This window comes from Streptococcus oralis (genome assembly GCF_001579025.1).
GTDB classification, from domain to species: Bacteria; Bacillota; Bacilli; order Lactobacillales; family Streptococcaceae; genus Streptococcus; species Streptococcus oralis_X.
Genome location: NZ_KQ970238.1, coordinates 1,794 through 14,109, shown reverse-complemented (window position 1 = coordinate 14,109; position 12,316 = coordinate 1,794). Strand labels below are relative to the sequence as shown.

At 42.5% G+C, this 12,316-nt stretch carries 8 protein-coding genes; all 8 read left to right on the top strand.

Annotation, left to right across the window (positions count from 1 at the left end; all coding sequences use genetic code 11):
• Positions 1-660 (top strand): SH3 domain-containing protein (locus SORDD27_RS10465; RefSeq protein ID WP_231069340.1); only part of this gene is annotated, 660 nt, incomplete at its 5' end.
• Between the two features lie 115 nt (positions 661-775).
• Entirely contained in the window at positions 776-4,648 is a 3,873-nt protein-coding gene (locus SORDD27_RS08840) for an SIALI-17 repeat-containing surface protein (protein WP_231069339.1), read from the top strand.
• 129 nt (positions 4,649-4,777) lie between these two features.
• Positions 4,778-7,411, top strand: coding sequence for a DNA polymerase I (gene polA, locus SORDD27_RS08835; protein ID WP_061428597.1), 2,634 nt, complete (start codon positions 4,778-4,780; stop codon positions 7,409-7,411).
• A 283-nt stretch (positions 7,412-7,694) separates the two neighbouring features.
• Positions 7,695-7,985: a thiamine-binding protein gene (locus tag SORDD27_RS08830; protein WP_061428595.1), complete on the top strand. Its 291-nt coding sequence runs from the start codon at positions 7,695-7,697 to the stop codon at positions 7,983-7,985.
• Positions 7,948-8,706: an ABC transporter permease gene (locus SORDD27_RS08825; RefSeq protein WP_196755637.1), complete on the top strand. Its 759-nt coding sequence runs from the start codon at positions 7,948-7,950 to the stop codon at positions 8,704-8,706. Before SORDD27_RS08830 ends, SORDD27_RS08825 begins: the two co-directional genes overlap by 38 nt.
• Before the next feature lie 38 nt (positions 8,707-8,744).
• Positions 8,745-9,752, top strand: a complete 1,008-nt coding sequence (locus SORDD27_RS08820) for an ABC transporter substrate-binding protein (protein ID WP_061428592.1) — start codon at positions 8,745-8,747, stop codon at positions 9,750-9,752.
• The gene (locus SORDD27_RS08815) at positions 9,752-10,480 is read left to right on the top strand and encodes an ABC transporter ATP-binding protein (RefSeq protein WP_061428591.1); all 729 of its coding nucleotides are present in this window, start codon (positions 9,752-9,754) and stop codon (positions 10,478-10,480) included. Before SORDD27_RS08820 ends, SORDD27_RS08815 begins: the two co-directional genes overlap by 1 nt.
• A 205-nt stretch (positions 10,481-10,685) precedes the next feature.
• The coding region (locus SORDD27_RS08810; RefSeq protein WP_231069338.1) for a Spy0128 family protein at positions 10,686-12,316 on the top strand (1,631 nt) is incomplete at its 3' end.

Here is a 12,316-nt window from a genome sequence, read left to right as displayed (position 1 = left end):
AAGGCTAGTTCGATGACAGGTTTTATTCATTTCAGGGATTTATCTGCTAGCCATAGTGAGGGTGAGAATGTTCGTAGCCCAGAACTTCCGTCTAGTGGGACAATAGTATTCACGGGGAAATCGCCTATTATGGACCAACCGTCAAGTACAGGACAGGTTATTGACTACTATTATGCTGGTGAGAGTGTGAGTTATGACCGGGTTATCGAAAAGGATGGATATAAGTGGCTCGGTTATTTGTCTTATAGCGGTTCTAGAAGATATGTGCAGTATGCAGAGCTAAGCAATACAGAAAAAGGCTGGAAAAAAGAAGGAGGGAGTTGGTATTACAGAGAGAATGGTAAACTAGCGACTGGATGGAAAAAGGTTAACGGCAATTGGTATCATTTAAAAGAAAATGGGGCCATGTCAACTGGCTGGATTAAGGAGGGCTCTTACTGGTATTACCTGAAGGCTTCGGGTGAGATGCAGACGGGCTGGCTTAAAGATAAGGGAACTTGGTATTACTTAGAGGAATCTGGCAGGATGAAAGCTAGTCAATGGTTCCAAGTTTCGAGGAAACATTACTATGTTGATGCTTCGGGAGCCTTAGCTGTTAATACGATTATTGATGGCTATAGACTCAACAGTGATGGGGCAAGAATAGGAAGTGTCTCTTAAACATCATACAGGCTTTCTTCTTGTTTATAAAATTTTAAAAGCTATAAAAAACTAGTTGACGTTCGTTAAGGAATATAATATAATAACATCGAAAACTAAAAAGGGGCATCATCTAATGGACAAGAAGAAAGTTATTTTAACAAGTTTAGCAAGTGCAGCTGTATTGGGTGCTAGTGTACTCGTTTCACAGCCTTCAGTAGTTAAGGCAAATGAAGGGAAAGCAGAAGAGCAGGCAGTTGCTCCTGCACAACCACAAGCTGGAACAGAAGGGGAGAGCAGTGCTCAAACTGAAAAGGGATCAGATAACGCTAGTCCAGCTAATCCTGGTGCGACAAATCCAGCTAAGATGACCAAAGAAGAGTTGATGAAGGCTTTGGATGAACTTGAGGAACAGGCTATTAGTGATATTGAGGATAAGGAAGCAATTGAGGACAAAGAGGCTGCAACTGAAGCTGTGAAGGAATATATCGGTAAGATGTATATTTCAGACACTCTTGAGTCTGGAGAGCTCAGCCTAGATAATATCATCGCTGAATTGCCAGAAGGTGCAGAAGATAAGGCTGTGGTAACAGGTCCTGAAGTTCAAACTAATAAAAAATTATCTACTGAGGAGAAGGCTCTACTAGACCAGGCTGAAAAAGATGCCAAAGAACAAGTGTCTCAAGCGACGGATGCTCTAGTTCAAGCCCTAGAATCTCTTGAAAATGCTGTAATTGAAGATATTAAAAAAGACGCTTCAATCACCGATAAAGAAACGGCCATCAAAGAAGCCAAAGAAGAGATCGGTAAAGAAGACCTTTTGAAGGCTATCGCAGATGAGGATTTGGAGATTGGTGATGTTATTGTAGACTGGCCAGCAGATACGAGCGAGCACAAAACAGTAGTTGAACCTGTATCAGAATTCACAGATGAAGACCAAGCTAAGTTAGACGAAGCTGATAAAGAGGCTCAGGTTGATGCAGCTAAAGTTCGCTCAGATTTAATCGCTACCCTAGAAAAAATTGAAAGAGAGACAATCGACGACATCAACAAAGATGCCACTATCACTGATAAGGAAGCAGCAATCAAGGCGGCTAAAGAAGTGATTGGCAAGGACGCTATCTTGAAAGCCATCGAAGAGGGTGAGCTAGACGCCTCAGACTTGTTAGCAGACTTCTTGGCAGAGGATAGTGATCAGGTAAGCCCAGCTGAATCGAAGACTCAATCACAGCTTTCAAGCCAAGACCAAGCTAAACTGGCTACAGCGGACAAGGAAGCAGCTGAGGAAGCCAAGAAAGAGGAAGAAGCTAAGCAAGCTGCGGAAGACAAAGCTCACAGCGAATTACTTTCAACTCTTGAAGGCATCGAAAAATCAACCATCGATGATATCAACAAGGATGCCACTATCACTGATAAGGAAGCAGCCATCAAGGCAGCTAAAGAAGTGATTGGCAAGGATGCTATCTTGAAAGCTATCGAAGATGGAGATATCGAAGCGTCCGACTTACTGGCAGATTTCTTGGCAGAAGACAGCGATCAGGTAACACGAGCCGAAGCAAAAACTCAATCTCAACTTTCAAGCCAAGACCAATCTAAACTCGCTACAGCCGACAAGGAAGCAGCGGAAGAAGCAGCAAAAGTTCGAACAGAATTGCTTTCAACGCTTGAAGGTATTGAAAAATCGACCATCGACGACATCAACAAAGACGCCTCTATTACCGATAAGGAAGCTGCTATCAAAGCAGCTAAAGAAGTGATTGGCAAGGATGCTATCTTGAAAGCCATCGAAGAGGGTGAGCTAGACGCCTCAGACTTGTTGGCAGATTTCTTGGCAGAAGACAGTGATCAGGTGACACTGGCCGAAGCGCTGAGTCAAGAAGATTTCTCAAGCCAAGACCAAGCCAAACTTGCTGCAGCAGATAAGGAAGCGGCGGAAGAAGCAGCAAAAGTTCGAACAGAATTGCTTTCAACTCTTGAAGGTATCGAAAAATCCACTATTGACGACATCAACAAAGACGCCTCTATTACCGATAAGGAAGCTGCTATCGAAGCAGCTAAAGAAGTGATTGGCAAGGATGCTATCTTGAAAGCCATCGAAGAGGGTAAGCTAGACGCCTCAGACTTGTTAGCAGACTTCTTGGCAGAGGATAGCGATCAGGTAAGCCCAGCTGAAGCGAAGACTCAATCACAGCTTTCAAGCCAAGATCAAGCTAAATTGGCTGCAGCTGACAAGGAAGCGGCGGAAGAAGCAGCAAAAGTTCGAACAGAATTGCTTTCAACTCTTGAAGGTATCGAAAAATCAACCATTGACGACATCAACAAAGACGCCTCTATTACCGATAAGGAAGCTGCTATCAAAGCAGCTAAAGAAGTGATTGGCAAGGATGCTATCTTGAAAGCCATCGAAGAGGGTGAGCTAGACGCCTCAGACTTGTTAGCAGACTTCTTGGCAGAGGATAGCGATCAGGTAAGTCCAGCTGAAGCGAAAACTCAATCTCAACTTTCTGGTCAAGATCAAGCTAAACTGGCTGCAGCGGACAAGGAAGCGGCGGAAGAAGCAGCAAAATTTCGCTCAGATTTAATCGCTACCTTAGAAAAAATTGAAAAAGAGACAATCGACGACATCAACAAAGATGCTACTATCACTGATAAGGAAGCAGCGATCAAAGCAGCTAAAGAAGTGATTGGCAAGGATGCTATTTTGAAAGCCATTGAAGATGGAGATATTGAAGCGTCCGACTTGTTGGCAGATTTCTTGGCAGAAGACAGTGAACAAGCAACACCGGCCGAAGCGAAGAGCCAAGAGGATTTCTCAAGCCAAGACCAAGCCAAGCTAACTGCAGCAGACAAGGAAGCGGCGGAAGAAGCAGCTAAAGTTCGCTCAGATTTAATCGCTACCCTAGAAAAAATTGAAAGAGAGACAATCGACGACATCAACAAAGATGCCACTATCACTGATAAGGAAGCAGCGATCAAAGCAGCTAAAGAAGTGATTGGTAAGGATGCTATCTTGAAAGCCATTGAAGATGGAGATATTGAAGCGTCCGACTTGTTGGCAGATTTCTTGGCCGAAGACAGTGAACAAGTAACACCGGCCGAAGCGATGAGCCAAGAAGATTTCTCAAGCCAAGACCAAGCAAAACTCGCCGCAGCAGACAAGGAAGCAGCAGAAGAAAATAGTAATGCGAAAAAACTTGAGCTAAGTAAATTAGAAGAGCAAGTTGCTAAGATTAAAGCGCAATTATCAAGTTTACAAGTTTCTGGTGACAAGAATAGTCAAGTCAAAGACTTGCAACAAGCTTTAGCAGACTATGAGGATGCCATTAAGACTCTAAGTAGTGTCATGTCAGCTGTTCTTGAAATTGAAGACTTTAAAGGTGGAGTGAACGCAGTGGAAGCTGCGACTGCAGAATTGCCAGAATACAAGCAAGGTGTAAACGCGGTAGAAGCTGCTGTAAATGAACTCCCAGCCTATGGCGAAAGTGGCGCTCCAGCCGTAGCGAATGTTCCAGCTTATGGAGAAAGTGGTTCCCCAGCCGTAGCGAATGTTCCAGTTTATGGAGAAAGCGGTGCTCCGGCAGTAGCGAGTGTTCCAGCCTATGCAGAAAGCGGTGCTCCAGCCGTAGCGAATGTCCCAGTTTATGGAGAAAACGGTGCTCCAGCAGTAGCGAATGTTCCAGTTTATGGAGAAAGCGGTGCTCCGGCAGTAGCGAATGTTCCAGTTTATGGAGAAAGTGGTGCCCCAGCAGTAGCCAATATTCCAGCCTACGCTGAAAAGATTGAACCAGCAGTAAACGAAGTTCCAGAATATACTGGCAGTGTAGCTCCTTTGGCTACAAATCCTACTCTCGGAACGAAACAAGATCGTACCTACAAAGCGTCTGCAGCAACGGATGAACAACTCCTTCCAAATACAGGAAGCCAAGATACTTCAGCAGTTGCATCGCTAGGATTTATTGGTCTCCTTCTTGGTTTGCTACCATTTGCAAAGAGAAAATTGAATAAATAAATCGCATGAAATCAATAAAAGAAAAGGTTTTGAATAGTCCTTTTCTTTTTTATGGTGAAATAGGGACAAGTCCACGTTTTTCAGCTCTTTCCGATGGTATTTTTCCTTGCTTTCCTTTATAATGGGTGTATGGACAAGAAAAAATTATTATTAATTGATGGATCTTCAGTTGCTTTTCGAGCTTTTTTTGCGCTCTATCAGCAGTTGGATCGTTTTAAAAATGCTAATGGCCTTCATACCAATGCAATCTATGGCTTTCAACTCATGTTGAATCATGTCTTAGAGCGGGTTGAGCCCAGTCATGTTTTGGTAGCCTTTGATGCAGGTAAGACGACTTTCCGAACAGAGATGTATGCAGACTACAAGGGTGGCCGTGCTAAAACTCCAGATGAGTTTCGTGAGCAATTTCCCTTCATTCGTGAGTTGTTAGACTACCTTGGGATTCGCCATTATGAGTTGGCCCAGTATGAAGCCGATGATATCATCGGGACTCTAGGCCGTTTGGCTGAGAAGGATTCCTTCGATGTGACAATTGTTAGCGGAGATAAGGATTTGATCCAGTTGACGGATGAGCATACGGTGGTCGAGATTTCCAAGAAAGGTGTGGCTGAGTTTGAGGCCTTTACACCAGACTATCTCATGGAAAAAATGGGCCTCACACCAGCTCAGTTTATTGATCTTAAGGCTCTTATGGGGGATAAGTCTGATAATATCCCTGGCGTCACGAAAATCGGTGAAAAGACGGGTATCAAGCTCTTGCTGGAACATGGTTCGCTTGAGGGTATTTATGAAAATATCGATGGGATGAAGGCTTCTAAGATGAAGGAAAATCTCATCAATGACAAGGAACAAGCCTTTTTGTCTAAAACCTTGGCGACCATTGAAACTCAGGCACCGATTAAGATTGGCCTTGATGATTTGGTCTATAATGGCCCAGATGTGGAAAATCTTGGGAAATTCTACGATGAGATGGGTTTCAAACAGCTTAAGCAAGCTTTGAATGTTTCGTCAACGGATGCGCCTGAAAGTTTGGATTTCACTATCGTTGACCAAGTCAGTCAAGACATGCTGAGCGCAGACTCTATCTTCCACTTTGAACTCTTTGGGGAAAACTACCATACAGATGACTTGGTTGGTTTTGCCTGGTCTTGTGAGGATAAACTTTACGCTACAGACAAACTTGAGCTCTTGCAGGAGCCGATTCTCAAGAATTTTCTAGAAAAAACACCTCTGAAAGTGTATGACTTTAAGAAAGCGAAGGTTCTTTTAAATCGCTTGGGCTTGAACCTGCAGGCCCCTGCTTTTGACAGTCGTTTGGCAAAATACTTACTCTCAACAGTCGAGAACAATGAAATCTCAACTATTGCGAGTCTCTATGGCCAGACTTATCTGACTGATGATGAGACTTTCTACGGTAAGGGGGTCAAGAAAGCCATCCCTGAGAGAGAGAAATTCTTGGAGCATTTGGCTCGCAAGGTTGCTGTATTGGTTGAGACTGAGCCTGTTTTACTTGAAAAACTCAGTGAACATGGACAGTTAGACCTTCTCTATGACATGGAGCAACCTCTGGCTTTTGTCCTTGCTAAGATGGAAATTGCTGGGATCAAGGTCAAAAAAGAAACCCTACTTGAAATGCAGGCTGAAAATGAGGTCGTCATTGAGCAACTCACTCAAGAGATTTACGAACTGGCTGGTGAGGAGTTTAATATCAACTCCCCTAAGCAGTTAGGCGTCCTTCTCTTTGAAAAGCTTGGTCTGCCTCTAGAATACACCAAGAAAACCAAGACAGGTTACTCGACAGCCGTGGATGTGCTAGAGCGACTGGCTCCTATTGCTCCGATTGTTAAGAAAATCCTCGATTACCGTCAAATTGCTAAGATTCAGTCTACCTATGTGATTGGTTTGCAAGACTGGATTTTGGATGATGGCAAGATCCACACCCGCTATGTGCAGGATTTGACTCAGACTGGGCGTCTGTCTAGTGTAGATCCAAACTTGCAAAATATTCCTGTGCGTTTGGAACAAGGCCGTCTCATTCGTAAGGCTTTCGTACCTGAATGGGAGGATAGTGTTCTTCTTAGCTCGGACTATTCACAGATTGAGTTGCGCGTCTTGGCACATATCTCTAAAGATGAGCACTTGATTAAGGCCTTTCAAGAGGGAGCAGATATCCATACCTCGACGGCCATGCGGGTTTTTGGAATTGAACGTCCTAAAGATGTGACTCCAAACGACCGTCGTAATGCCAAGGCGGTAAACTTTGGAGTGGTTTACGGGATTTCGGACTTTGGTTTGTCTAATAATCTGGGCATCAGCCGTAAGGAAGCAAAAGCCTACATTGATACCTATTTTGAACGCTTCCCAGGTATTAAAAACTACATGGATGAGGTGGTTCGTGAGGCGCGTGATAAGGGATATGTAGAGACTCTCTTCAAGCGTCGTCGTGAGTTACCAGATATCAATTCGCGCAACTTTAACATTCGTGGTTTTGCAGAGCGGACTGCCATCAACTCTCCTATCCAGGGTTCAGCAGCAGATATTCTTAAGATTGCTATGATCCAGCTAGACAAAGCTCTAGTTGAAGGTGGCTATCAGACCAAGATGCTCTTGCAAGTGCACGATGAAATTGTCCTCGAGGTTCCGAAATCAGAACTAGCAGCTGTCAAAGCTCTAGTGAAACAAACCATGGAAGAAGCCATCCAACTCAGTGTTCCCCTCATTGCTGATGAGAATGAAGGAGTAACCTGGTACGAGGCTAAATAAGAAAGCTATGATAGAGTTTGAAGCGCGTGCCTTCAAGCTCTTTTTCATGATTTTCTGTAAGCAGTTTCCTTGACTTTTCCTAGTATTTGCGTTACTATATGTCCATATAAGATATGGGAGTCTGTGTACAGTCTGAGAGGAAGTGTTAAACTTCGACCGCACCTGATCTGGGTAATGCCAGCGTAGGGAACGATACTTAGCCGAATTCTGCACCTTTTCCATATATGATATGGCAAAGGTTTTTCTTTTTGTTCAAAAGGAAAGCCGAGAAGAGGAGGTTTTTATGAAAGCAAGCATTGCCTTGCAAGTCTTGCCCCTATCACAGGGGATTGATCGAATTGCTATTATCGATCAGGTTATTACCTATCTGCAAGCTCAGTCCGTGACCATGGTAGTGACACCCTTTGAAACGGTCTTGGAAGGGGAGTTTGATGAGCTCATGCGTATTCTCAAAGAAGCGTTGGAAGTGGCAGGGCGGGAAGCAGATAATGTCTTTGCCAATGTCAAAATAAATGTAGGAGAAATTTTAAGTATTGATGAGAAACTTGAAAAGTATACTGAGACGACACATTAGTCTATTGGGTTTTCTAGGAGTCTTGTCAATCTGGCAGTTAGCGGGAATATTCAAACTTTTACCCAAGTTTATCCTGCCAACCCCTTTTGAAATTCTCCAGGCCTTTGTTCGTGACAGAGAATTTCTCTGGCACCATAGCTGGGCGACCTTGAGAGTGGCTTTACTCGGACTAGTCTTAGGAGTCTTGATTGCCTGTATCATGGCTGTGCTTATGGACAGTCTAACTTGGCTCAATGATCTTATCTACCCTATGATGGTGGTTGTCCAGACCATTCCGACCATTGCTATAGCTCCTATCCTGGTCTTGTGGCTAGGCTATGGAATTTTGCCCAAGATTGTCTTGATAATCCTGACGACAACCTTCCCTATCATCGTCAGTATTTTGGATGGATTTAGGCACTGTGACAAGGATATGCTGACCTTGTTTAGTCTGATGCGTGCAAATCCTTGGCAAATCCTGTGGCATTTTAAAATCCCGGTCAGTCTACCTTACTTTTATGCAGGTCTGAGGGTTAGTGTCTCCTACGCCTTTATCACAACAGTGGTATCTGAGTGGTTGGGAGGTTTTGAAGGACTTGGTGTTTATATGATTCAGTCCAAAAAACTGTTTCAGTATGATACCATGTTTGCCATTATTATTCTGGTGTCGATTATCAGCCTTTTGGGTATGAAGTTGGTTGATATTAGTGAAAAATATGTGATTAAATGGAAACGTTCATAGGACAAGAACGTTTGAGAAAAAGAAAAGAGGAAATGAAAATGATGAAAACATGGAAAGTGTTTTTAACGCTTGTGACAGCTCTTGTAGCTGTCGTGCTGGTGGCTTGTGGTCAAGGGACTGCTTCTAAGGACAATAAAGAAGCAGAACTCAAGAAGATTGACTTTATCCTAGACTGGACGCCAAATACTAACCACACAGGGCTATATGTTGCCAAGGAAAAAGGTTATTTTAAAGAAGCTGGAGTGGATGTTGATTTGAAATTGCCACCTGAAGAAAGCTCATCTGACTTGGTGATCAATGGCAAGGCGCCATTTGCTATCTATTTCCAAGACTACATGGCTAAAAAATTGGAAAAAGGAGCAGGAATTACTGCCGTTGCAGCTATCGTAGAGCACAATACATCAGGGATCATCTCACGTAAATCTGACAATGTCACCAGTCCAAAAGACTTGGTTGGTAAGAAATACGGAACTTGGAATGACCTAACGGAACTTGCTATGTTGAAAACCTTGGTAGAATCACAAGGCGGAGACTTTGAGAAGGTCGAAAAAGTACCAAACAACGACTCAAACTCGATTACACCGATTGCCAATGGCGTCTTTGACACCGCTTGGATTTACTACGGTTGGGATGGTATCCTTGCCAAATCGCAAGGCGTAGACGCTAATTTCATGTACTTGAAAGACTATGTCAAGGAGTTTGATTACTACTCACCAGTTATCATCGCAAACAACGACTATCTAAAAGACAACAAGGAAGAAGCTCGTAAAGTCATCCAAGCCATCAAAAAAGGCTACCAATATGCTATGGAACACCCAGAAGAAGCTGCAGATATCTTGATTAAGAATGCGCCTGAACTCAAGGAAAAACGTGACTTTGTCATCGAATCTCAAAAATACTTGTCAAAAGAATACGCAAGCGACAAGGAAAAATGGGGACAATTTGATGCTGCTCGCTGGAATGCCTTCTACAAATGGGATAAAGAAAATGGTATCCTTAAAGAAGATTTGACAGACAAAGGCTTCACTAACGAATTTGTAAAATAATGACAGAAATTAGACTTGAACATGTAAGTTATGCCTATGGCGATGAAAAGATTTTAGAGGACATCAACCTGCAGGTGACGTCAGGTGAAGTAGTTTCTATCCTGGGACCTAGTGGTGTTGGAAAAACCACTCTCTTTAACCTAATCGCTGGGATTTTAGAAGTTCAGTCAGGGCGAATTGTCCTTGATGGCGAGGAGAATCCCAAGGGGCGCGTGAGTTATATGTTGCAAAAGGATCTCCTCTTGGAGCATAAGACAGTCCTTGGCAATATTATCCTGCCCCTCTTGATTCAAAAGGTTGATAAGACAGAAGCTATTGCCCGAGCGGACGAAATCCTTGCGACCTTCCAGCTGACAGCCGTACGGGATAAGTATCCTCATGAGCTCAGTGGTGGGATGCGTCAGCGTGTGGCCTTGCTTCGGACCTACCTTTTCGGGCACAAGCTCTTTCTCTTGGATGAGGCCTTTAGTGCCTTGGATGAAATGACTAAGATGGAGCTCCATGCTTGGTATCTGGAGATTCACAAGCAGTTGCAACTGACGACCCTCATCATCACGCATAGTATCGAGGAAGCCCTCAATCTCAGTGACCGCACCTACATCTTGAAAAATCGTCCTGGGCAAATTGTTTCAGAAATTAAACTAGATTGGTCTGAAGACGAGGACAAGGAAGTCCAAAAAATTGCCTACAAACGGCAAATATTAGCAGAATTGGGATTAAATACGTAGCTTTTTTGGGAAATTTGTATATATTAAATACAAGCGAAATCCTTGCTTGGATTTAATTGTTTCAAAGCTTATGTGGACGCCCGATTGACTGACTTATCCATCCATATGATAAGTTAATATAAAAATCGAATCATTTCAGTTGACATTATGTAAATTTTCTGTATAATATAATTGAACCATTATAGACAATAAGGAGGATAATGTGGTGACGAAGAGAAATAAAAAACTCTTTCATGGCTTGATGGCCTTGTTACTAGTAGTGTCGGTCTTTGTACCTTTGCTAAGATTGAATAGCATTGTTAGTGCTGCCGAAAAAACTGAATCAGAGTACACTTTGACTACAGAACCGACGATTAATACGAACCGATTAGTCGATCATGCCAAATATGGTGAAGGTAAGTTCTATCTTAAAACAACTTACGCATTCCCAGATAATGTAACTCTGAAAAACGGTGATTTCATGGTTTATCACGTTCCAAATGAGTTTAAAATCGAAGTAGATTCTACTACAGATTTAAAAGCTCCGAACGGTGAAACGATTGCAACACTGACAACAGAGAAGGCAACGAATACTGCTAAGATTACAGTAACAAACGAAGAGTACTTTAAGAAGTTTAATGAGAACAAGCAAATTGTTGCATCATTTACTGTAGTGTGGGCAGACCATGTTGAAAAAAATAAGGAATATGAAATCAACATTCCTGGTGCAGGAGTTTATCATTTGACTCGTATCGTTCCAGACGTTGACCCAACTGGATTTACTAAATGGGGAGTTCAAGATTCAGACGACCCTAACTATGTAAACTGGCGTATCCGTGTTAACCGTTATGCAAAATCATACACTGGTGTAAATATCCAAGATACTATTCCTGATGGGCAAGTTCTTGCGAGTGATATTACTGGTTACTACTTCCCAGATTGGGAAAATGGTTACGGACGATCATCACTTGATAAGGCTCATGTTCAAGTAACAGATAAGAACCATTTCTCAATTACACCTAATGGTAATGGAACCTTAGATCATAAAGGGCTTTATATCATGTATCGTACTCGTTTGACTAAACCAGTCAATCCAGTTACTAAACGTGTATTGAACAATGTAACTGTCACTACAAACGAGGAAGCCCAACCAATAGAATTTGAAGGTTTTGCACCAATTACAACTACTGATGGTATTGGTGTAGGTGCCAAATCGGATGAGGTTGCTCTAGAAGTGACTAAGAAACTTAATGGTAAGACTCTTGAAAAAGATGCATTTAGTTTCCAACTTCTAGATGATCAGGGTAGTGTTTTACAAACTGTCAAAAATGATGAGAATGGTAAAGTGAAGTTCGAGGCAATCAAATACAAAGAAGCAGGAACTTTTAACTATACCATTAAAGAAGTTAATGATAACAAACCTGGATACACTTATGATGCGAACGTCCTTAAAGCGACTGTAACAGTAAAAGATGTTTTGGGTGAAAAATTAGCGAGCGTCAAATTTGAAGATTCTAAGAAAGAATTTACAAACTCATACGCTGCTAAAGAAGCAAAACTGCAACTTGAAGCTAAGAAAGTCTTGAATGGTAAAGCTCTTGAGGCTGGCCAATTTGAATTTGAGTTGAAAGAAGACGGAAAAGTTCTCCACACTGTTTCAAACGATGCAAACGGTAAGATTCAATTCCCAGAACTTACGTTCACAAAAGAGGAAACTCGTACATTCACTATTTCTGAAAAAGCTGGTGATGTAGCCGGAGTTGAATACGATCCAAATGCTTATGAAGTAACAGTAGTCGTTAAAGATAACGGCCAAGGTCAACTTGTTGCAACTGCAACAGGTGCTGATAATCTTAC